This window comes from Microtetraspora glauca (genome assembly GCF_040656155.1).
GTDB classification, from domain to species: domain Bacteria; phylum Actinomycetota; class Actinomycetes; order Streptosporangiales; family Streptosporangiaceae; genus Microtetraspora; species Microtetraspora glauca.
On sequence record NZ_JBFALK010000001.1, the window covers coordinates 644,088 to 666,507 of the forward strand.

Consider the following 22,420-nt stretch of genomic DNA (forward strand, 5'->3'; position numbering starts at 1 on the left):
CCGCTGGGCGGTATCGGACGAGTGACTAGGATTCGTCGCGTGCTTCGGGGGCGGCAATCTGATCAGCGGGCCGTTGACGTGCTGCTCGACCAGGCGCGGGCAGGACGTTCCGGCGTCCTGGTCGTCAAGGGCGAGCCGGGCATCGGCAAGACGGCGCTCCTCGCCTACGCCGAAGAGCGCGCTCCGGACATGGGTGTGCTGCACGGTCTGGGCATCGAGAGCGAGGCCGACATCCCGTTCGCCTCGCTCCACCTGCTCCTGCACCACGTACTCGAGCGCGTCGGCGCTCTCCCCGAGCCGCAGGCCGCGGCGTTGGCGGGCGCTTTGGGCCTGGCTCCCAGCAGGACCGACGATCAGTTCCATGTCGGCGTGGCTGTGCTGTCGTTGCTGGCGGAGCTGGCCGCCGACCGGCCGCTGCTGTGCCTGGTCGACGACGCGCACTGGCTGGATCAGGCCTCGGCGCGCGCCTTGCGCTTCGCCGCGCACCGGCTCCACGCGGAAGGCGTCGTGATGCTCTTCGGCGCGCGCGAGGGCTTCGACCCGGCGGCTCTGCCGGAGCTGCGACTGGCCGGTCTGGATGATCAGAGTGCCGCTCAGGTGCTCGCCGACGCCGCCCCCACCCTTACCGGCCCGGTGCGCCTGCGGATCATCAAGGAGAGCGCGGGCAATCCGCTCGCCCTGCTCGAACTTCCCCGCACCGCTGAACTGCCGACCTACGACCAGAGCCCGTTGCCGCTGCCGGAGCGACTGCGACTGGCCTACGCCGCCCGCATCGGGCGGCTGCCCCAGGACGCTCAGACGGCGCTGACGGTCGCAGCGCTGGTGGATGACGGCGATCTGAACGTGATCACGGCGGCCTGTGCCGAACTCGGTGTCGAACCCGCTGCTCTGGGGGCGGCCGAGCGTTCCGGGCTGGTCAGGATCGCCGGACAGCATCTGAGGTTCGCCCATCCGCTCACGCGCGCGGCGACCTTCCAACTCAGCACGTACGACCTGCGGCTCGCGGTGCACCGGATCCTGGCCGGCCTTCTGACGGACCAGCCCGACCGGCAGGCCTGGCACCTGGCCGCCGCCGCGACGGGCCCGGATGAGACGGCCGCGCGAGCTCTGGAGGAGATGGCCGAGCGGGCCAGGAGCCGCGGCGCGAACGTCAGCGCGTGCGCCGCGTTCGAGCGGGCGGCGGAGCTGAGCGAGGATCGTGAGCTGAAGGGACGCAGGCTGCTCTCGGCCGCCGTGGAGGCCACCGAGGGCGGAGAGTTGCAACGCGCCCAGCAGTTCATCGAAGCCGCCACCGGCCTCGTGCCGGACGAGTCGGCCCGCACGACGTTCCCCAAGCTGCGGGCCAGGATCGCCTTCGCTCAAGGCGCCCCGCACATAGCCCACGACCTGTTACTCAAGGGAGCGGCGGACGTGGCGGGCGACGACCGCGCCGCCGCCGGTCTGATGCTGGTCGAAGCGGCACGCAATGCCAGTGGTCTCGGAAACGCCGGGGGGCTCATCGAGGCCGCGACCCGCCTGCGCGCGCTGGACCTGCGCCCGGAGGACGATGTCGACCTTGCCAGGCAGGCCGCCTTGGGAACGGCGCTGCTGCTGATCGAAGGTCCCGCGGCCGCTCTGCCGATCATGCGCGAGCTGGTGACCAGGGGCAGCCAGATCACCTCAGAAATGCACTCACGCCGGATCAACGCCTCCTACTTCGCCCTCCAGACCGGCGACTTCCAGGCCGCGTGGGAGATCGCGCGCGCCGCCGCCGACGAATGCCGGGCAGAGGGCGAGATCAGCAAGCTCGCGGTACTCCACATCACGCTCGCCACCAGCGAGATCTTCCTCGGCAGGTTCACGGACGCCACAGCCACTGCGAGTGAGGGTCTGCAGCTGACCGCCGAGACTGGCAGGCCGAGCCGGGCCGGTTGCATGCAGGGCATGCTCGCCTGGATCGCCGCCGTCCGAGGCGACGGGGATCGGTGCGCTGAGTTGGCCGCGGCCTCACATGAGCACTACGGCGCCAATGGGATCGTCAACGGTCTGGCCTGGGCGCAGTGGGCCCAGGCTCTGCTCGATCTGGGCCAGGGCCGTTTCGCCGAGGCGCTGGACCGGCTGGAGTCCGCCATGGCGGGGCCGGTGCGCCACCAGTTCCAGGCTGTTCACTTCGCTCCCGACCTGATCGAAGCAGCGGCCCGGCTGGGCCGGTCCGCGGACGGGCCGCTACGCCGCTACGAGGCGTGGTCTGCGGCTGCCGGGCTGGGCTGGGCCGAAGCCGTCACATACCGCTGCCGGGCCCTTCTCGAACCCGATGGAGATCGCGCACACGAGTATTTCCGCACCGCCGTACGGCTGCACGCGAGCGGCGAGCGCCCGTGGGAGGCGGCGCGCACTGCGCTGATCTACGGCGTGCGCTTGCGCAGGGAACGGCAGAAGAGCGCCGCACGCGTTCACTTGCGTGCTGCGCTCGAAACCTTCCAGCGCCTGGATGCCCGGCCGTGGGCGGAACGCGCCAGGAACGAACTGCGGGCGGCCGGCGACGCCGATCTGCCCGCGGCCGGGTCCGATGCCTTTTCCACTCTCTCCCCGCAGGAGCTGCAGATTGTTCGCCTGGCCGCGGCCGGTCGCACCAACAAGGAGATCGGCGCCCAGCTCTTCCTCAGCGCCAAGACCGTCAGCTACCACCTCTACCGCGCCTTCCCCAAGCTCAACGTGACCAGTCGAGCCCAGCTCGCCGGGCTCGACTGGCTTCGAGGATGACGCGGCCGCCCCTGTTTCATCGGCAGCGAAGATGACGCCGCCATGTGCAGGGAGTCGCGGACCGTCCCAACACGATCTTCGCGCCGCGCCCCACTCCTTGCTCATTCGGTTATCCGGGCGACTGTCGTACGAATCGTCATGGGATCGTCACCCTGGGCTCGGTGATGGACGAGACAGGCCACGATTTCCTGATCCGCCGCGGGTCCACGTCGGCCCTCCACATGGAACCGGTCTCACACCTACATGGTGCTTTTCCCTCACTGAGCAGGGCCCGGATGACCGGCGGCTGTCAACCGTGTCAGGCGCTATAGGTCTCTTGACCTGCTCTTTGCCTGGCTGATACTAATCGCCAACCTTGTCCTCGCCCTCGTGATCCGAACGGCGGGGAAGCCATGCGGACTTCTGTGTCCGCCAGTACCAGGAGGTTCTCCGTGAGGAGTTCGCTCAATCACCCCCCACTCCTCAGACGACTTACCGTAGCCGGTGGCTTGGCGATGGCGCTGGCCTTCGGGACCGTGTCCACCGCCGTCGGCGGAGTCCAGGCGCAAGGGTCTCCCAGCGCGGATCTGCCGGCCGACGTGGCCGCTGCGACGATCGCACCGTTGAAGGACTATGACCGCGAGATCGTCGACCAGTTCGACTCGGCCAACTCCGTCAGCCACATCCGGCACCTCGCCGTGGACATCGGCCCCCGGCTGAACGGCACCCCGCAGGAGAGGGAGGGCGCCGAGTACATCGGCGGCATCCTGAAGTCCTACGGCTTCGATGTGACCATCCAGTCATGGGGCCCGGTCTCGACCAAGAACGTCGCGAAGGTCACGTCCCCCAACGCCGACCTGCCGGGGGGACCGAACTGGCAGATGGCCGCCTCCACCAGCGCGAAGTTCACCGGCAACGACGCTGTCGTGGAGGGGCAGGTCGTCTACGCCAAGACCGGCCAGTCAGCCGCGGACTTCCCCGACGACGTCGCGGGCAAGATCGTGCTGATGGACTACAACGCCACCGCCTCGGTCCGCAACACCGCCGTGGTCAACGCGGTGAGCCGGGGTGCGGTCGCGGTCATCCTGGCCTACCCGACCGGGAACTCCGCGCCGCCGTCGTTCACCCTCACCACGGCCCAGCCGAATATCCCGGTGATGGGCGGCGGCAGCGCGCACTACACCTGGATCACGGATCTTCTGGCCAAGGGCCCGCTGACGCTGCGGATCACGACCAACCAGTACGTGAACCCGATGGGCACCAACGTCATCGGCGTCCGGCACGCGGTCGGGGACCCGACCGGAACCGCCGCGCCGATCGTCATGGTCGGCGCGCACATCGACTCGGTGCTGGGCGCGCCCGGCGCCCACGACGACGCCTCGGGCAACGGCGTCTCGCTGGAGATCGCCCGGGTCCTCAGCCAGTACCCGCTGGACAAGGAGCTGCGGATCGGCGGCTTCGGTGGTGAGGAGGGCGGTCTCCTCGGCGCGAAGGCGTACGTCAACACGCTGACCGCGGCGGAGAAGGCTCGGTTCGTCGGCGAGTGGCAGATGGACATGGTCGGCACGCCGTACGAGCCGGCCCGGCTGTGGGCGCTGACCCCGAACGGCCAGTCGAACTTCGTGGTCCAGGAGGCGTATAACGCGGCCGCACGCGCCGGGTTCGACGGACTGCGCAACTGCAGGCTCGGGCAGAGTGACCACCAGGCGTTCTACGACGTGGGCATCCCGTCCTCGCTGTTCATCTGGCTCGACTACCGGCCGCCGACCCCTCCGGCTGTCTGTGGTCCGACCGGCGGGACGTACGTCACGGAACCGCAGTACCACAAGCCGACGGACACGATGGACAACATCAGCCCCGAGCGGCTGCAGATCACCCTTGATGTCGTGGGCGGTGCGGTGGTGCACAACGCGCTGAACGCGGTGACGGTATCCGCGATCTCGGACGCCGGTCAGCCGCTGGCCGGGACGCCGGTGCGGGCCGACTGCGGTAACGGCCTGCGCGACCTGGGCACGACCGGGGCTGATGGCCGGCTGCAGGCGGTGCTTCCGCACGCCACCTGCGACTTCACCACCACGGTCGAGGGTCGGGTGGCGACCGAGCGCGGCGTGTCGATCGCCGGTGACCGAGCGGTGAAGATGACGGTCGATTTCACCAAGCCGACGATCTCTCTCACCACGCCGACCGATGGCGCGGTCTTCACGCTCGGGACGGCCGCGACCGCGGCGTACCGGTGTGATGACAACCTGTCCGGGGTGGTGACCTGCACCGGCACCGTGCCCGATGGCAGCCTTCTCGACACCTCCACCGTCGGCTTCCACGAGTTCACGGTGAAGGCCGCCGACAATGCCGGCAACGCCGCCGACCAGAAGGCGACCTACCAGGTCGTCTACCCCTGGCACGCCTACTTCCCCGAGATGATGGACGGCAAGGCCGGCAGCGCCGTACCGATCAAGTTCAGCCTCGGCGGTGACCACGGCACCGCTGTGATCGCTTCTGGCTACCCGGTCTCCCGGCCGGTGACCTGCGACAGCGGGAAGCCGACCGGCTCGGCCGAGTCGACCAGCGGCCCCGGCAACTCGAAACTGAGTTACGGAGGCGGCCAGTACAACTACGTGTGGAAGACCGACCGCGGCTGGTCGAACACCTGCCGCCAGTTCGAGCTGAAACTCGATGACGGCAGCAGCCACTTCACGACCATCAGGCTGAAGTAACGCGATACCCCAGGTGGGGGAACGGAGTGATCGACCCTCCGTTCCCTCACCGGGCGGCCTTGATCGTTCGCCCGAGATGACCGTGTGTCACAGCTCGCTGATGCGTTGGAGCAGGGTCTGCTTGGCCGCGCTGAACTCCTCGTCCGTGAGGACGCCTGCCCGGTGCAGTCCGCCGAGCTCGCTCAGGCGGCGGATGAGCACGTCGGGGCCGGGCGGCGCCGATGCGGACGGCGAAGCGGGTGCGGGAGGCAAGGCGGGCGCGGGCGTCTCTTTCGCGCGCCCGGACAGCCGGGCGTGCACGGCGGCCGCGACGAGCGCGGTCGTTCCGCCGTAGCGCTGGATGCCCCAGGCCAGGCAGCGTGGATCCTCTTCCGAGGATCGGGTGGGACCCTCGCCGCGGACCCGGAATCGGAGGCTTCCGTACCCCACGCCCGACTGGGGTTTCCACTCCACGCCCGTGATCGCGGAGAGCGGGAACTCCTGCGGGCCCGCCGCCTGTTTCGCTGACTTCGCGAACAGCGTCCATTCGATGTGGACGCGCGCACCGTCGAAGCTCACCGTGCCGTCCCCGGCCGTCGCCGTCACCGGAAGGTCGGGGCCGGGAAGCAGGAAACCGTCGCGGGGGCCACTCGGTGGTGAGATCGCCAGCAGGTCGCGAATCTCGGCGGCGATGTACTCGGCCACCCCGGTGCGGTCCTTGGGGATCACCAGCCGGTACGGGTCGGCGGGCGCGCCGAGCGCCCCGGCGGCGATGTCGGTCAGCGGGTCCGCACCCGATCGCAGCCGAAGCCGCAGATAGCCGCCCTTGCGAGCGGGCTCGAACGCCGCGCCGGCTATCGCGTGGATCGGCACCTCCAGCGCTCCGAGGGTCTTGCGGAGCTCGTGGACGTCCCGTCCGCTGCCCGGGATGATCCGTACGGTGTCCGTGTCCACCGCCCACGACCCGTCGTCGACGAAGATGTCGGCCATGTGATCAGCCTAGGTCATCGCGCGGCAAAGCCGGCGGCACCGGCTTCCGAACGTCAGGACACGTGCGCCGTTCAATAGGGAAGAAAGATCTGGCGTTCGGTCGCGCTGTCGTCGAAGGCCTCCAGCTGGGCCTGACCTTCGGTGCCGAGGGTGTCCAGCATGGTGTGCAGCAGCGCGGTGCACAGAACCGTGGGGCCGGCGTGGGAGTCGAACGCGAAATCGGAGCTCACCGGCGCTAGCAGGACCTCGTCCGCGAGTTCGATGAGCCGGCCCACCGGTTGGTCGGTGATGAGAGCGATCTTCAGCCCGGCACTCCGCGCCCAGACGAGGCCGTCGGCCAGTTCGCGCGGGTACCGCGGCAGCCCGATGGCGAGCACCCATTCGGCTCCGGCTTCGGCCGCTCGGCTCAGCCGGTCCTCCAAGGTCGAGCCCGCGGTGTCCAGTACGCGGACGTCCGGGAGGACCTTCTGCGCGAGGTAGCCGAACAAGTGCGCCAGAGAGGCGGAGATCCGCAGCCCCATGACCAGGAGCGGACGCGATCTGGCCAGCTGACCGGCCACCGCTCGGAGCTGCGTCAGATCCTGGAGACCGTCCCGTAATCGTTCGAGGTCGCGGATCTCGGAGCCGACCAGTTCCTGGATCTCGTTGAGGTCCGCCGCGGGCAGCGCCCGCTGCGGGCCTCCGAACACCGATGAGCGGAGCGCGTCCCGGAACTCGGGGAACCCTCTGAACCCGAGCGCGGCGGCGAAGCGGGTGACCGACGGCTGGCTGACCCCGACGCGTTCGGCGATGTCGGCACTGGTGAAGAAGACGGCCTCCTGTGCGTGTTCGAGCAGGTAGCGCGCGATCCGGCGTTGCGAAGGCGAAAGCCGGTGGTCGCCGAGGAGCCCGCGCAGGTTCGCGGCGATTCGTGCCGCGTCCGGTACGGCGAGTGGCTGTCCGGCGTCTCTGGCGTGCCCCATCTCGAACACTTCCCTTCCCCGTGGAGTGACAGATCCGGTGACGACTCGCACCGTCCGGCGGCCGGGCCATCGGCCTGGCCGTCCGTGCTTCGGGAGTCGCGTAGTTCCTGTGGGCTCAACGCGGCGCCGGGCGGCCTTTCAGAAGGCCACCCGGCTGGTTGGGGCGTGACGACGCGGGCTCAGTGCTTCGGGCCGTTGCCGTTGAAGCGTGTCTTGCACTCCTGCAGTCTGACATCGACCTGTTCGCCTCTGTCGACGGTTACGTGCACCGTCTCGAGAATCTCGCCGGTCGGACGGGCACAGGTGAGCGTCCAGCTCTCCCGGAGGAAGTTGCCCGGGCCGGTGGCGACGACGCCGGTCCCGGTGTACGCCGGAACCGGCCGTATCGACGGATTGACGTGCCAGGTGAACTTGCCGTTGGTGGGTGCGACCAGGCTGGACCGCAGGTGGGTGGGGATCGCCCGGGGCGGATCGATGACGCCGCCCGCCTGCAGGATCGGCGCGGTCCACAGATCGAAGTCCTTCGTGATCGTCAGGACCGCGCCCTTCGGCGCCTTACCTGTGATCACGGAGTGCCCCGCCGGGTCCGCCGCGTACTCCAGCGCCACGAGGAACGCCTCGCGGTTCGACTTGCCCGCGTATCGACCGGTGCCGAGGTAGTCCTCGATCACCTCGGGGTAGGTGTTGTTGGTCGACTGGGTCTTCATGATCTCGAATGTGAAGCCGAGGCCGCGGGTCGCGTAGTACGACCAGTCCGGGGTCTCGCCGGTCGTCTCGTAGTCGAAGCCCGACTTCATGCCCGTGTAGCCGTTCTTGGCCGACATCGCGTCGGTCAGCGCGGCGTAGACGGCCTCGTCCGGGGTGTCACCCGCGCGCTTCTCCAACGGCGGACGGAGGAGGGTGTGGCCGGAGGTGTGGTTCGTGATCAGGACGGTGACCTGGTTGGCCGTGGTCAGGTCCATGATGTTCTGCACCTCGGGCTCGGAGCCCGGCCCGGGGCCGCGATTCGTCGCGTTGGACCCCGCGTTGCTCCCCCAGCCGAAGGGGTAGTTGCGGTTGATGTCGACCCCGGCGCTGCTGGCGCACGTCGGGGAGACGCCGCAGCCAGTACGCCGGTTGAGGATGAACCCGTCCACGTTGACCACCGGGACGAAGATGACCCGCGCCTGGTCGAGCAGGCGCGTGATCTGCGGGTCCTTCCCGGCGTTGTTGATCAGGTCGTAGGCGAACTCCAGCGTGTGCTCACCTGAGGGCCATTCGTTCCCGTGGTGCATGCCCATCATGAACAGGACGGGCTTGCCCTCGGAGGAGTTGACGTCGCTGCTTACTTCGATGCCGTACACCTCACGGCCCTGGCGGGTCTTGTGCGGCAGCGTGATGTGCTTGACGAGATCGGGATGCTGATCGCTCAGCGTGAGCATCTCGTTGTTGTAGTCCGTGATCGTCCGGTAGGTGGTTCGACCGCTGGGCAGACCGGCCGTCTGCTCCGCCGCCAACTGGGCGGTCGCTGCGATGTCACCCGACTCGGCGAAGCTGGTCGAGGCGGTCGAAATGCTGAGACTTCCCAGCAACCCGACGCTCAACGCAAGCGTCATTACGCGTTTTCCGGCACTAATTGCTTTGGGGGGCTGCGAACCGCGTGAAGACATGCTGGAACCCTTTCTTGCTGCAGTCGAACCGCATCCGGAAGGACGCCCTTTTCTGGGGGCTTCTATTTCGGGGGATCTGGTGGTGGGCGCCCGCTGATCGCGCGTTGACTGCAAAGTTTCACGTAGTCTGTGGTATGAATGCGTGCCTGTCAACCCGCTTCGGCCTGGGTCTTTCCCGCACATTCGCGGAATGCCGGAGTGATGGATCATTTACAGCCTGAAGTCCCTTGACGGAACAAGAAGGAAATAAGTGCAGGCCAGCGGGTCGATGGCTCACGAGGAGGCCGGTGTTGCTCTTCCCAGCCGGGAGAGAAGGGGATACTGTCGTCTGTTCCGTGCTGCATCGCAGGCCGGCCGCGCGGACCGGGCGTCGAGGACGGGGACGGCGGCACGCCGTCCGCGCAGCCGTCCCAGGCGATGATCGACGAAGGCCGCCCGAGTAACCGATCCGCGCATGAGCCGAATGACAGCTTCCAGGCGAGATGATTTTCGGTGACCTTCCGCTCTGGGAATCGTCCCGACGGCTCCTCGTGAGCTTATTTCCGGGGGAGGCCGCGATCTCGGCTGGCATTGTTTCCAGACGGATCGCGGCCTGCTCGCGGGGATATTCCGTTCAGGCGGCGGGCGCCTTGGTTTCCGAAAGCCCGTTCAAATCGGGGTCATTGCGTTCCCGCAGTCTGAACAGTGGTCGTGCTGACTGTTGAAAGCTTAGGAAATGATTCCCATAAAGGCCTTCTGATGCGGTTTCAGGTACCTCTGCTTTCTCCGTTCGGTGACCGCTCAGATTCCGTTCTACGGGGTCAGACGGTGAAGGTCGCGGGGGAACAAGGTGGCGCGGCGGACGTTGTCGGCCCCGGTCAGCCGGGTGGTCCACCGTTCCAGGCCGAGGGCGAAGCCGCCGTGCGGGGGCATACCGTGCCGGAAGGCGGCGAGATAGCCGGCGTACGGCACGGGCGACTCCCCGCGGGCCGCCAGGGCCGCGAGGTAGTCCTCGTAGCGGTGCAGGCGCTGGCCGCCGGTGACCAGTTCCAGGCCGCGGAAGAGCAGGTCGAAGCTGTTGGAGTACTCCGGCCTGCCGGGCTCGGGGTGGGTATAGAAGGGGCGTTTGGCCATCGGGTAGCCGGTGACGAACAGGAACTCGCTGCCGTGCTCGCGCAGCGCCCATCGCGACAGCCAGCGTTCATGGGCCGGGGCGAGGTCCGGCTCTCCCCGGGGGTCCTCACCGGTGTGAGCGGCGAGGAGTTCCTGGGCTTCGGCGAAGTGGATCTCCGGGATCTGTTCCGGTACGTCGGGCAGTTCGACGTTCAACAGCGTGCACGCCTCGCCGGCCTGGTGTCCGACCGCCGCCGTCATACCGGCGAGGACCTCGCGCAGCACGGCCATCACCTCCCGGTGGTCGGCGATGAAGCCGAGCTCGGCGTCCAGGGAGGTGTACTGGGCCAGGTGCCGTGCGGTGTCGTGGGGCTCGGCCCGGAAGACCGGGCCGGTCTCGTAGACGCGCTCGAAGACGCCGACCATGGCCTGCTTGAAGAACTGGGGGGACTGGGCCAGGTAGGCGCGGGTGCCGAACCAGTCGATCGCGAACACGTTGGCGCCGGACTCGGTCGCCGAGGCCACCACCTTGGGCGTGTGGATCTCGGTGAAGCCGAGCCCGTCCAGCGTCGTACGGAAGCCCGCCACCGAGGCGGCGGAGATCGCGTGTGGGGCGCGCAGCAGCGGATGCCGCAGGGCGACCGGGGCATGGTCGAGGATCGTCGGCAGCGTGGCCGGCACCGCGGGGCGATAGAGGTCGAACGGTGGGGGAGCGGCCGGGCCCGACAAGGCGGTCACCGCCGGGGAGGTCACTTCGGCCCCGCCGGGAGCCTGGGGGTTGGCGGTCACGGTCCCGGTGATCTGAAGGACGGTCTCTTCGGGGTAACCGCCGGCGAGGGTCATGGCCTCAGGCTCGGTGACCACCGCCTGGGCCAGGCCGGAGCGGTCCCGCAGGATGAGGAAGACCACGGATTTCAGGGTCCGCCTGCGGTGGAGCCATCCCTGGACGGTCACCTGGTGGCCGATTCGACGCGGGAGTTCCGCGGCGAGGGTGCGGCAGGCGGGTCGGACGGATGTGGAGATCATCACAAACCTCAAGTCAGTGAGTGGTGATCCCTTGGGAGTGCGGGCGAGAAGGGAACTCGCGGTGCCACCGCACTTTCACCGCCGTGACGACGGCGGTCTCAACGGGGCCCGGTGACGGGGGCCGGCCGGCGGGGCATTGGGCGTGTGCGCCGTTCCTCCCCGCGCTCGGGAGGGTCTTCGTCGCCGGGGACAGGTCCGCCTTCGCAGCTTCCGGCGGCTCTCTCCTACCTGCCCTGGTCCGGTGACTACTCGTCTCCGTCTACGCGTTGCCGGAAGAGTACGTGTGCGCCGTGGAATATCGCAACTGCGATTCCCACGTGTCGCGTGCCGCTGTGGAACGCTCCCGGTACACCCGTCCCGGGCGCTCCACGGCCTCGGCGGCTCCGGGAGGAGGACGATGACAGTGGAACGGCCGGCCCGGCCGCGCGTGCTACTGGTCGACGACCACCCCGGCGTCGTCATGGATCTGCAGATGCCGAAGCTGGACGGTGTGGAGGCCGCGCCCGCGCCCGGGAGGCCGGCTTGGGCTGATCGTCGATCTTGGTCGTCAGGGACCTCGACGAGGTCGGGCGCGGGGAGACGTGGGGAGAGACGGCACCGGGGATCAGGTCAGCGGGGAGTCTCCAGCTGTCGCATCACCTGGCGAGCCTGGACGAAGAGCATCCCGACGTTCACCTGGCGCGAGCAGATCACGACCGCCACGATGTCGGGGTTGGTCTTGCTCCGCATGAAGAGGTGGACCAGGTTCTCGCTGTTGACCAGGATCTCGTTGAAGTAGTGGCGGTTGTCGGACGTGCCGCGGTTCTGCTTCCACAGTTCCTCGACCTGCACCACGGTCCGGCCCTGGAACAGGTCGGTGGTGGCCGCCGCGACGACGTCGAGGATTTCGCGGGGGTGGTTGTCGACGGTGTCCACCGCCAGCAGCATTCCTGTCGAGATGTCGACGATGCCGGAGCCGATGTAGTCGGGGACGTCGTGACGGAATGCCTTCAAGGCATTGTTAACGATTTGCGTGAGATTCATTAGGTGCTTTCTGCGCTGAGCGTGCCCACCCGGTCGGGATGGCACATGGGGAATGCCCGAGGCATATGCGACGAGTCTTCCCTGATCGGTATCAGTCAGGCAAATTTGACTCTGCACGCAAAAAAGTGCGCTATGGGACAAAACGGACACTGATTCGTTCTGAATCCCTGTGTCGTAAACCCCACTGGCGGCCATTACCGCAACGACGCTACGCTGCACTATAGCCGAATGGTGTGGATTGGGTGGCCGAAAGCCACGGTGGCTCGATTCTGAACGGGAGCTGATAGTCACATGTTCCCGGGGGAAGACGGAGCCCGGCTCACGAAGGCGGACGGGGACGGCGAAGCGCGGATCATCGACGAGCTCTACGCCCTGACGCGCACCGGGGCCTCGGGAGCCCTGAAGATCGACGGAGATCCCGGCGGCACCATCTACCTGGACGGGGGATACGTCACCTTCGCCGAAGCGGCCGGGGTTCCGGACCTCGCCGCCAGGCTGATCGGATCCCGCCGGGTGTCGACCGAGCAATGGAACACGCTGCGCGCCGAGGGGCGGCGGGCGGGCGGGTTCGACGCCCTTCTCGTCGAACAGGGTCTGATCGACGAAGGCGACATGCTGGCGGTTCTGCGCTCGGTCGTCCTGGACGCGATCACGGCGATGACGGCCCCGGTGGCGGGTGGACCGTCCGTCACCGGCGTCCTGTTCGTACCACTGGAGCGTTCCTGGGCCGGGGCGATGCTCAGGCTCGAAGCGGAGTTCGTGCGGTCGGAGGTCGCGCGCCGGGTCACGCTGCTGGCCGCGCATGACGTCTCGTTCGACGGTCGCCCGAAGGTGTCCGACCTGCGCCGCCCTCTGGGGATCGTCAAACGCGAGCAGTGGACGGTCGCCTGCCGGATCGACGGCGTCGTCACCCTCCGGGAACTGGCCTGGCGAAACGGCTTCGCCCTGTACGACACCGTCGAGAGTGTGGACGGGCTGATCAGGGCGGGCCTGTGCACGTTGCCGGCGCCGGGGGAGGTGGTCCCCCCGCAGCACGACGACGTCCGGGCGGCGCGCGGTTCCGGCGGCGGTGTCACCTGGCTGGGCCCCGAATGGGCGGTCGACGAGACGGAGACGGAGGACGACACGGCGGAGCTGCCCAGGGTGCCCGAGCCCGCGGACGACGCGGCACGGCTGATGCCGCGCCGCAGGCCGGGAGCGACGACGTGGGATCGGGCGCACGTCAGCGCCGGTTCCGTCGGCCTCCCACGCGGGCTGGCGGAAGCCGGGAGGACACCGTTCGCGCCCCCGCGCCCCGACATCCTGGAGCGCGTGCTGGAAGGACTCAGGCGGCTGGAGTAGCACGATCGGAGACCGTCCCGCCCGACCGTTCGCCCGTGGGGCGCGACCCGCCGGGTGACGACGCGTACGTCCCCTAGAATCTGCTTTCGCTGTTGGTGGAAAGGACCCCTTATGCCCGAGTCTCCTTTCGAAGCTCTGCTCTCTCAGGTGAGACAGATCGACGGCTTCGTCCTCGGGTGTTTGATCGACGCCTCGACCGGAATGGTCCTCGGCCACGTCCAGGACCGGGAGGATCTGAGCCTGCGGGTGGCGGCGGCGGGTGCCGCCGACGTGGCCAACGTGATCTCCCTCATGGCCGGAGAGCTGGCGGCGAACGGCGGACTCGAAGACGCGATCATCACGTTGAGCGGTCACTACCACCTGATCCGGCAGTTCAGCCCGGCCCCGAGGCTGCAGTTCCTGCTGCTCGTGGTTCTGGACCGCGCGGAAGCGAACCTGGCGATGGCCCACCGGGAGCTTCGCGACTTCGACATGAGTTTCGTCGGCCGCCCCGATTCGGGTCTGCCGGATCGCCTGCAGCGGGCATGACCACTGAGCCAGGACGGGAACCGCCGTGTACTTCAACAGGGATCCGCTGATCGTTCGGCTGGGCAAGCTCGCCGAGTCCGGGCAGACCGGTGTACTGCGCGTGTCGGGCGCGGTGGGCGGGGCCTTCTACCTCAGCGAGGGCGACGTCCTCTACGCGGAGTCGAAGCGCACGCCCGAACCGTCCAAGTGGCTGGTGCCGCCGGGGGGACACCCGGGCGAGGCCGATGCGGCACGCTCACTCGCGTGGACCTTCGCGGTCAGGGAGGCGACCGTCGACGCCGCGCTCGAACTGCTGTCGGGCGGCTCCCGGCATTCACCCCGCCACCGGTTCAAGGAGCTCGAAAGCCCGCCGGGCGACAGGTCGAGCGGCATGTCCTTCGCCGCGCTGCACGCCGAGGTGACCCGGCGGCAGGAGATCCTGAAGCAGCTGTCCGGGTCCGTCACCGCCGACACGACGGTCGTGCGAAACCCGCGCATCGAAGCACCCGGCCTGCAGGTGTCCGCGCTCCAGTGGGCCCTGCTCATCCGGATGGGCGACGGCTCCACGCCGCGCGACCTCGCGTGGGAACTCGACCACAGCGTCTTCGGCACGACCGTCGAGGTCTTCCGGCTGATCTCGCTGCGGCTCCTGTCGGTGGCCGGTCTTGCGGCCTCCGAGACGCCCCGAGCAGCGGACGCGCCGTCCGGCCGGCGGCATGACACCATGTCCTTTCTCCGGGCGGTGACCCAATGAACGGGAGTGCGATGAACCGAGAGATCCGCGAGGGCGGACCGGGATCCGCCGGAGGCAGCGGATGACGGCCCCGGGCATCGAAGGGCTGACCCCCGACCAGCGGGTCCGCGCCGAACTCCGTGACCTCAGAACGCAGATGGGCGGCGTGCACGGCAGCATGGTCGCCGCGAGCGACGGGTTCCTGATCAGCTGCGACATTCCCGAGCTGGAGCCGACCAGGATCGCCGCCCTCATCGCGGCGACTCTCGGCCTGGCCCGTCAGGCCACGCAGGCGACGGGCCGCGGGCGGTTCCGCGAGGCGGTGGCCCGCGGCAGCGACGGCTACCTGGCGGTGTTCGCGGTGGGCGACGACGCCGTCCTGGCGGTCATCGGGACCGACGACCTCAACATCGGGATGCTGCACTTCCAGATCCGGGACCTGATCAAGCGGATAACGAGCCACCTGGCGCAGTTCGAATGGGGCTGGCAGGGCAGCATGCGGCCGGACGCCGCGGCCGACGGACTCAGCTCTCCGTGACGCGTCCGGCGGTGACGTGGAGGCGGCGGGAGGTGTGGACCGCCTCCAGCATGCGCCGGTCGTGGGTGACCAGCAGCAGGGTTCCCCCGTACGCGGCGAGCGCCGACTCCAGTTGTTCGATCGCGGGCAGGTCGAGGTGGTTGGTGGGCTCGTCGAGGACGAGCAGGTTGACCCCGCGCGCCTGAAGGAGGGCGAGCGCCGCCCTGGTGCGCTCGCCGGGGGACAGGGTGGCCGCCGACCGCAGCACGTGGTCGGCGCGCAGGCCGAACTTGGCAAGCAGCGTGCGGACGTCGGCCGGGGGCAGGTCGATGAGCGCGCCGAACGCGTCGAGCAGCGCCTCGTCTCCCTCGAACAGGGCGCGGGCCTGGTCGACCTCGCCGACGACCACGCCGGGTCCGAGCGCGGCCGCGCCCTCGTCGAGGGCCAGCCGGCCCAGCAGCGCCCCGAGCAGGGTGGTCTTGCCCGAGCCGTTCGCACCGGTGATCGCGACGCGTTCCGCCCAGTCGATCTGCAGGTCGACCGGCCCCAGCGTGAATCCGCCGCGCCGCAGCACCGCTCCGCGCAACGTCGCCACCACGGCTCCGGAGCGAGGCGCGGCGGCGATCTCCATCCGCAGTTCCCACTCCTTGCGCGGCTCGTCGACGACCTCCAGCCGCTCGATCAGCTTCTCGGTCTGCCGGGCCTTCGCTGCCTGCTTCTCGGTCGCCTCGGTGCGGAAGTTCCGTCCGACCTTGTCGTTGTCCGAGGCTTTGCGGCGGGCGTTCTTGACGCCCTTCTCCATCCACGCGCGCTGGGTCCGGGCGCGGGCCTCCAGCGACGCCCTGGTCTCGGCGTACTCGTCGTACTGCTCGCGGGCGTGCCTCCGGGCGACCTCGCGTTCGTCCAGGTAGGCGTCATAGCCGCCGCCGTACGCGCGGACCTGCTGCTGGGCGAGGTCGAGCTCGACGACCCTGTTCACCGTACGGGCGAGGAACTCGCGGTCATGGCTGACCACGACGGTCCCGGCGCGCAGGCCGGTCACGAAGCGTTCGAGCCGGTCGAGGCCGTCGAGATCGAGGTCGTTGGTGGGTTCGTCGAGCAGGAAGACGTCGTAGCGGCTGAGCAGCAGCGACGCCAGCCCCGCACGGGCCGCCTGGCCGCCGGACAGGGACGTCATCTCCTGTTTCAGGTCGACCGCGAGCCCGAGGTCGGCGGCCACCTCCGACGCGCGCTCCTCCAGGTCCGCGCCGCCCAGTGCGAGCCATCGCTCCAAGGCGTCGGCGTACGCGTCGCCGGGGTCGCCGCCGACCAGGGCCTCGGTGGCCACGTCGAGGGCGTGCTGCGCGGCGGCGACGCCGGTCCGGCGGGCGAGGAACGCGGCGACCGTCTCGCCGGGCCGCCGTTCGGGTTCCTGCGGTAGGTGCCCGACGTTGGCGGTGGGCGGGCTGAGCCGTACCGAGCCGTGCTCGGGGGCGTCGAGCCCGGCCAGCATGCGCAGCAGGGTCGACTTGCCCGCGCCGTTCACCCCGACCAGCCCGACGACGTCCCCGGGTGCGACAACGAGATCGAGATCCGTGAACAGGACCCGGTCACCGTGTCCGGCGGCGAGTTCCTTCACAACAAGAGTGGCGCTCATCAGGATCCAAGGTTATCGGCCGGGATACCGACCCGGGCTCGGTGACAGGTACCAGCGCAGTCCGCGTCCCGGGTGTCTCGCGAAGTACTCACCGCGACTCGGGTATCCGTACTCAGGCGCGCCGGCCGGACAAGGGCGGACGATCGAAGCATGAAGCCCAAACCCATACAGCCCGCGATGACCGCCGCCTACTTCGCCCAGTGCGTCATCTCGTTCGGGCTCGCTCTCACCAGCGTCGCGGTCGGCATCGCGTACCTGCCGGTCAACCCCTGGGTGCGCGCGTTCCTCGCGGTCGGGGTCATGTACACGGTGACGTCGGCCTTCGGGCTCGCCAAGTGCGTACGCGACCGGCAGGAGTTCGACAGCATGTCGAACCGGGTCGACCAGGCGCGTCTGGAGAAGCTCCTTTCCGAGCACGACCCGTACAAGGTGGACGGCGTCTGACGTCCGGACCCGATCGCTCGCCGAGCCGGCGCTATCCCTCGTCGAGTCCGCGCTCGATCGCGTAACGGACCAGCTCGACGCGGTTGTGCAGCCGCAGTTTGCTCAGCGTGTTCTGCACGTGGTTCTGCACGGTGCGGTGGGAGAGCACCAGCCGCTCGGCGATCTGCTTGTACGAGAGCCCCTTGGCGACCAGGCGCAGCACCTCGGTCTCTCGGTCGGTCAGCCGCGGGCCGTCGTCCGGGGGCGCCTGCGCGGAGAGCCGGCGGTACTCGCCGAGCACGAGCCCCGCCAGACCGGGCGTGAAAACCGGATCGCCCTCGGAGGTACGCCGTACGGCGTCGAGGAACTCCTCCCGGCTCGCCGACTTGACGAGGTAGCCCGAGGCGCCCGCCTTCACCGCCTCCAAGACGTCCTCCTGCTCGCCGCTCGCGGACAGCACGAGGACCTGGGGCGGATGCCCGGAGGCGGCCAGCCCGCGCGCCACCTCGACCCCGGGCAGGTCGGGCAGCCGCAGGTCGAGGACCACCACGTCGGGACGGACGGCCGCCGCCACGCGGAGCGCCTGGCGGCCCTCACCCGTGGTCGCCACCACGTCGTATCCCGCCTCGGCGAGATCCCGGGCGATGGCGTCGCGCCACATCGGATGGTCGTCCACCACCATCACCCGGAGAGCGTTCACGACCGTAACTGTAAGGCGGCCCGCCGGGGAGCGGGGAGGGCGCGGGTACGGTCAGCTCGACCTCGGTGCCCTGGCCGGGGACGGAGGTGACGGCGACCGTGCCGCCGAGCCCCGTGACCCGGCCGCGGATCGACCGGGCGACCCCGAGCCTGCCGTCGGCCTCCGCCTCGGCGAGGCGGCCGTCGGGGATGCCGGGGCCGTCGTCGCGGACGGTCACGGTCACGGAGCCGTCGTCCTCCTCCGCGAGCACCCAGGCCCTGGCGCCCTCGCCGCAGTGCCGCCGTACGTTGTCCAGCGCCGCGCCGACCGCCGCCGCCACCTCCTCCGCGTGCCCGGCGGGAAGGAGCAGCGGGGTCGCGGGCGTGGACACGGTCACCGCGGCGGAGCCGAACCGGCGCAGCAGCGTCCCCAGGTCGGAGAGCCCCGCGCGTGCGGTGCCGGACGGCTCGGCCCGGATCATCTCGCGCAGCGCCGCCTCCTGCTCCCCGGCGAGCCGCCCCAGTTCGGCGGCCTCCCCGCCGATCTCCAGACCGCGTCGCTGGACCAGGGTGAGCACCTGGAGGACGGAGTCGTGGATGCCGCGGGCGAGCCGTTCCCGCTCCCGTCCCGCCGCCTCCATCTCCGCCGCCCGCTGGAGCCGCTCCTCGGCCCGCTTGGTGAGCCGGGCGACGTGGCCGACCACGGCCCCGGCCAGGATCAGCAGCACGGACCCGTTGAGGGGGACGAGGAGGTCGAATCCGCGCAGGCCGCGTACCCACAGATCCGCGGCCGATATCACGATCGCGGCCGCGACGCCCGCGCGGCGGCCCCCGTGCACGGCCCAGGCGAGCACCGGGCCGCCGACCCACGTCGCGGTGACCGGCACGACCCCGCCGGGACCCGCCTCAGGTCCCTGCACGTACGGCGAGGCGAGCAGGCATCCCATGGTGACGAGCAGGTCGATCAGCAGCAGGGTCCGGCCGCGTGCGACCGAGTACGCGAACGTCGCGCCCGCGGTCCACAGGGCCATCACCCCGAGGACGAGCCACCCGAGGAGCGGCCGCCGGTAGCCTCCCGCGGTCGCGAGCAGCAGCGCCGCGTACGCCAGCGAGGCGACGCGGTACACCGCGATGGCCCGCCAGAACGACCCCTCTATGCCCATGGATCACCACGATCGTCACCACGCGGCCAGATCGCCGACTTTATGTCATATGGACTGATTCTTGGAGTATCGCCCCGTGTCTCGGGACCCGTACGCGGAGATCGTAGAAGGAACAGGGCCCCGGGGCCGCCTCGACTGGGGGGAACACGTGGCCGGACACGCGAAGACCCCCAGGGTGGTCGCCGAACTGGTAGCGGAGTTCGCGGGCACGCTGATCCTGATCCTGTTCGGTGTGGGCGTCGTCGCGCAGGTCGTCGCCGCCGGACTCGGGAACCACGACAGCATCTCCTGGGCGTGGGGACTCGGCGTCACCCTGGGCGTCTACACGGCGGCGCGGACCAGCGGCGCGCACATCAATCCCGCCGTCACGCTCGCGCTGGCGGTCTTCAAGGGCTTCTCGTGGGGCAAGGTGCTGCCGTACATGCTCGCGCAGACCCTGGGCGCGTTCGTGGCCGCGCTGCTCGTCCGGTGGAACTACGACGAGGTCCTGACCATGGTCGATCCCGGCCACACGTTCAAGACGCAGTTCGTGTTCTCGACTCTGCCGGGCAACGGGTCCCTGCCCGTACACCTGTGGGGCGCGTTCCGCGACCAGGTGATCGGCACGGCGATCCTGGTGTTCCTGATCTTCGCGGTGATCGACGAGCTCAACACCGCGCCGCGGGCGAACCTCTCCCCGGTCGTCATCGGGCTGATCGTGGTGGGCATCGGCATGGCGTGGGGCGCGGACGCGGGCTACGCCGTCAATCCCGCGCGTGACTTCGGGCCGCGCCTCGCCTCGTTCCTCACGGGGTACGCGTCGGCCTGGCGGGACCAGCACGGAGATCTCTACTTCTGGGTGCCGATCGTGGCCCCGCTCATCGGCGGCGTGGTGGGCGCCGGTCTCTACCAGGCCATGATCGCCCGCTTCCTGCCGGTCGCCGAGCCCGAGATCGGTCGCGTCCCCACCGAGAACGAGGGGGGTTGATCCATGTCCGACTTCGTAGGCGCGGTCGACCAGGGCACCACGAGCACCCGGTTCATGATCTTCGATCACGGCGGTAACGAGATCGCCCGGCACCAGTTGGAGCATCAGCAGATCCTGCCGCAGGCCGGATGGGTCGAGCACAACCCGACCGAGATCTGGGAGCGCACCCGCGCGGTGATCGAGACGGCGATGCGCGACGCGCGGCTGTCCGCCTCCGACCTCGCCGCGCTCGGGATCACCAACCAGCGCGAGACGACCCTGGTCTGGAACCGGCGCAACGGCCGGCCGTACTACAACGCGATCGTGTGGCAGGACACCCGGACCGACCGCATCGCGGCCGCGCTGAACCGCGACGGCAGGGGCGACGTCATCCGGCGCAGGGCCGGGCTGCCTCCGGCGACGTATTTCTCCGGCGCCAAGATCCAGTGGATCCTGGACAACGTCGACGGCGTGCGCGAGGACGCCCGGTCCGGTGAGGCGATCTTCGGCAACACCGACACATGGCTGCTGTGGAACCTCACCGGAGGGATCGACGGCGGCGTGCACGTGACCGATCCCACGAACGCCAGCCGGACGATGCTGATGGACCTGGAGACGCTGGACTGGGACGAGGAGCTCCTGTCGTTCTTCGGCGTCCCGCGCGAGATGCTGCCGCGCATCCTCCCGTCGTCCAACCCCGACGCGTACGGCATGACCAGGCGCAGGGGGCCGCTCGGGGGAGAGACGCCCCTCTCCGGCGACCTCGGAGACCAGCAGGCGGCGACCGTGGGCCAGGTCTGCTTCGACCCCGGAGAGGCCAAGAACACCTACGGCACCGGCAACTTCCTGCTGCTCAACACGGGCGGGGAGCCGGTGAGGTCCGAGCACGGACTGCTCACCACGGTCGGCTACCGGTTCGGCGCCGAACCGCCGGTGTACGCGCTGGAGGGCTCGATCGCGGTCACCGGCTCCGCCGTCCAGTGGCTGCGCGACCAGCTCGGCATCATCTCGGGCGCGGCGCAGAGCGAGGCGCTGGCCCGTCAGGTGGACGACAACGGGGGCGTCTACTTCGTGCCCGCCTTCTCCGGCCTGTTCGCGCCGTACTGGCGGTCGGACGCGCGCGGCGTGATCGTCGGCCTGTCCCGATACAACACGAACGCGCACATCGCGCGCGCCGCGCTGGAGGCGATCTGCTACCAGACGCGCGACATCGTCGAGGCGATGCAGCGCGACTCGGGGGTGACCCTCGACGTGCTGCGGGTGGACGGGGGAGTGACGGCCAACAACCTGTGCATGCAGCTCCAGGCGGACATCCTCGGCGTGCCCGTGTCCAAACCGGTCGTGGCCGAGACCACCGCCCTCGGCGCCGCGTACGCCGCGGGGCTGGCCGTGGGCTTCTGGCGCTCGACCGAGGACCTCAGGAAGAACTGGAACGAGGCCCGCCGCTGGCTGCCGACCTGGACGGACGAGCAGCGCGCGGAGGGCTACGCCGGGTGGAGGAAGGCCGTCGAGCGGGCGCTCGGCTGGGTGGAGGTGGAGTGACCCCGCCGACCGCCCCTCATCGGATGCCGACGTAGAACCGGGTCTGGTCGCTGCGGTGGAGCGCGTAGTACGCCTCGAACCGGGTGTTGTCGTCCAGCCACGCGACCGACTCGATGCCGAGCAGCGGCGTCGAGGTGGAGACCTCCAGCAGCGCCGCGTCGTCGAGATCGGGGAAGACGGCCTCGATCCACCGGTCCGCGGCCGCGGGCTCGATGCCGTACCGCCGCCGCAGCACGTCGTACAGGGACTGGTTCTCGAGGACGGCGCGCTCCAGGCCGGGGACCAGCCGCGCGGGCAGCGCGGTGTCGACGAGCAGCCACGGCTGGCCGTCGACGCAGCGGAGCCGGCGCAGCCGGACGACCTGCTCGCCGAGCGGGATCCGGAGGAGGGCCGCCTCCCGCTCGTCCGCCTCGCCCAGCGCCTGGTGGATGGTCTGGGTCGTCACCCGCCGCCCCGACTCCCGCAGGTCGTCGGCGGAGCCGGACATCGATCCGACGAACCGCAGCTCGGTCTTGCGCGGGGCGACGAAGGCGCCGCGACCTTTGATCTTGTAGATCAGACGCTGCTGGACGAGCTCGCGCAGGGCCTCCCTGACGACGGTGCGGGACACGCTGAACATGTCGCTCAGCTCGGCCTCGGACGGCAGCGGCTGGTCCGGGCCCAGCTCGCCGCTCTCGATCTCCGCGCGTAGGGCCCGCATGAGCTGCATCCACAGCGGTTCCGCCCCGTCTCTGTTGAGGCGCGGATAGGTCATCGTCAGGGTCCCTTCTCGGCGGCT

General features: G+C 69.6%; 18 protein-coding genes. 9 read left to right on the forward strand and 9 right to left on the reverse strand.

The features are described from left to right. Window positions 1-39 precede the first annotated feature (39 nt). Entirely contained in the window at window positions 40-2,742 is a 2,703-nt protein-coding gene (locus AB0I59_RS03035) for a helix-turn-helix transcriptional regulator (protein ID WP_358129427.1), read from the forward strand. 494 nt (window positions 2,743-3,236) lie between these two features. After that, the gene (locus AB0I59_RS03040; protein ID WP_358129523.1) at window positions 3,237-5,435 is read left to right on the forward strand and encodes a PxKF domain-containing protein; all 2,199 of its coding nucleotides are present in this window, start codon (window positions 3,237-3,239) and stop codon (window positions 5,433-5,435) included. A gap of 87 nt (window positions 5,436-5,522) precedes the next feature. Here AB0I59_RS03040 and AB0I59_RS03045 read toward each other — a convergent pair whose 3' ends face one another. The 5 genes from AB0I59_RS03045 to AB0I59_RS03065 all read right to left on the reverse strand — a co-directional run bounded on the left by AB0I59_RS03045 (window position 5,523) and on the right by AB0I59_RS03065 (window position 12,126). Beyond that, window positions 5,523-6,404, reverse strand: a complete 882-nt coding sequence (locus AB0I59_RS03045) for a DUF4429 domain-containing protein (RefSeq protein WP_358129431.1) — start codon at window positions 6,402-6,404, stop codon at window positions 5,523-5,525. A 71-nt stretch (window positions 6,405-6,475) separates the two neighbouring features. Next, window positions 6,476-7,366 carry a MurR/RpiR family transcriptional regulator gene (locus tag AB0I59_RS03050; protein WP_063818654.1) on the reverse strand — a complete coding sequence of 297 codons (891 nt, stop codon included), beginning with the start codon at window positions 7,364-7,366 and terminating at the stop codon, window positions 6,476-6,478. A 179-nt stretch (window positions 7,367-7,545) separates the two neighbouring features. Next, window positions 7,546-8,961: a M14 family zinc carboxypeptidase gene (locus tag AB0I59_RS03055; RefSeq protein WP_358129434.1), complete on the reverse strand. Its 1,416-nt coding sequence runs from the start codon at window positions 8,959-8,961 to the stop codon at window positions 7,546-7,548. Between the two features lie 846 nt (window positions 8,962-9,807). After that, window positions 9,808-11,133: an aspartate--tRNA(Asn) ligase gene (aspS, locus tag AB0I59_RS03060; RefSeq protein WP_061253601.1), complete on the reverse strand. Its 1,326-nt coding sequence runs from the start codon at window positions 11,131-11,133 to the stop codon at window positions 9,808-9,810. Window positions 11,134-11,742: 609 nt separating this feature from the next. Then, window positions 11,743-12,126 carry a roadblock/LC7 domain-containing protein gene (locus AB0I59_RS03065; RefSeq protein WP_358129437.1) on the reverse strand — a complete coding sequence of 128 codons (384 nt, stop codon included), beginning with the start codon at window positions 12,124-12,126 and terminating at the stop codon, window positions 11,743-11,745. A 321-nt stretch (window positions 12,127-12,447) separates the two neighbouring features. Between AB0I59_RS03065 and AB0I59_RS03070 the strand changes: the two genes are divergently transcribed. The 4 genes from AB0I59_RS03070 to AB0I59_RS03085 all read left to right on the forward strand — a co-directional run bounded on the left by AB0I59_RS03070 (window position 12,448) and on the right by AB0I59_RS03085 (window position 15,275). After that, window positions 12,448-13,497, forward strand: a complete 1,050-nt coding sequence (locus AB0I59_RS03070; RefSeq protein WP_061253603.1) for a hypothetical protein — start codon at window positions 12,448-12,450, stop codon at window positions 13,495-13,497. Between the two features lie 147 nt (window positions 13,498-13,644). Beyond that, on the forward strand, window positions 13,645-14,025 hold the full coding sequence (locus AB0I59_RS03075) for a roadblock/LC7 domain-containing protein (RefSeq protein WP_358129439.1): 381 nt from the start codon (window positions 13,645-13,647) through the stop codon (window positions 14,023-14,025). Window positions 14,026-14,050: 25 nt separating this feature from the next. Next, window positions 14,051-14,758 carry a hypothetical protein gene (locus AB0I59_RS03080; RefSeq protein WP_358129441.1) on the forward strand — a complete coding sequence of 236 codons (708 nt, stop codon included), beginning with the start codon at window positions 14,051-14,053 and terminating at the stop codon, window positions 14,756-14,758. Between the two features lie 61 nt (window positions 14,759-14,819). Continuing rightward, on the forward strand, window positions 14,820-15,275 hold the full coding sequence (locus AB0I59_RS03085; RefSeq protein WP_061253606.1) for a roadblock/LC7 domain-containing protein: 456 nt from the start codon (window positions 14,820-14,822) through the stop codon (window positions 15,273-15,275). Here AB0I59_RS03085 and AB0I59_RS03090 read toward each other — a convergent pair. Continuing rightward, the gene (locus AB0I59_RS03090; RefSeq protein WP_061253607.1) at window positions 15,262-16,890 is read right to left on the reverse strand and encodes an ABC-F family ATP-binding cassette domain-containing protein; all 1,629 of its coding nucleotides are present in this window, start codon (window positions 16,888-16,890) and stop codon (window positions 15,262-15,264) included. The genes AB0I59_RS03085 and AB0I59_RS03090 overlap by 14 nt on opposite strands. Window positions 16,891-17,040: 150 nt before the next feature. On the opposite strand from AB0I59_RS03090, the gene AB0I59_RS03095 reads away from it, so the two are divergent. Then, a complete protein-coding gene (locus tag AB0I59_RS03095; RefSeq protein ID WP_061253608.1) occupies window positions 17,041-17,334 on the forward strand; it encodes a YiaA/YiaB family inner membrane protein in 294 nt (97 codons plus the stop codon). 31 nt (window positions 17,335-17,365) lie between these two features. Here the strand turns inward: AB0I59_RS03095 and AB0I59_RS03100 are convergent, their stop codons facing one another. Next, on the reverse strand, window positions 17,366-17,995 hold the full coding sequence (locus AB0I59_RS03100; RefSeq protein WP_061253609.1) for a response regulator: 630 nt from the start codon (window positions 17,993-17,995) through the stop codon (window positions 17,366-17,368). Continuing rightward, window positions 17,907-19,154 (reverse strand): MacS family sensor histidine kinase, encoded by a 1,248-nt coding sequence (gene macS, locus AB0I59_RS03105; RefSeq protein WP_358129445.1) that lies wholly within the window; start codon window positions 19,152-19,154, stop codon window positions 17,907-17,909. The genes AB0I59_RS03100 and macS overlap by 89 nt, the downstream gene beginning before the upstream one ends. Before the next feature lie 148 nt (window positions 19,155-19,302). Here macS and AB0I59_RS03110 point away from each other — a divergent pair, with 148 nt between their 5' ends. Both AB0I59_RS03110 and glpK read left to right on the forward strand, forming a co-directional pair. After that, complete coding sequence (locus AB0I59_RS03110; protein WP_061253610.1) at window positions 19,303-20,121, forward strand: MIP/aquaporin family protein; 819 nt, start codon at window positions 19,303-19,305, stop codon at window positions 20,119-20,121. Window positions 20,122-20,124: 3 nt separating this feature from the next. After that, the gene (gene glpK, locus AB0I59_RS03115) at window positions 20,125-21,642 is read left to right on the forward strand and encodes a glycerol kinase GlpK (protein ID WP_358129448.1); all 1,518 of its coding nucleotides are present in this window, start codon (window positions 20,125-20,127) and stop codon (window positions 21,640-21,642) included. Between the two features lie 16 nt (window positions 21,643-21,658). Here glpK and AB0I59_RS03120 read toward each other — a convergent pair whose 3' ends face one another. Further along, window positions 21,659-22,396 carry a GntR family transcriptional regulator gene (locus AB0I59_RS03120; RefSeq protein ID WP_358129450.1) on the reverse strand — a complete coding sequence of 246 codons (738 nt, stop codon included), beginning with the start codon at window positions 22,394-22,396 and terminating at the stop codon, window positions 21,659-21,661. Window positions 22,397-22,420 lie beyond the last annotated feature (24 nt).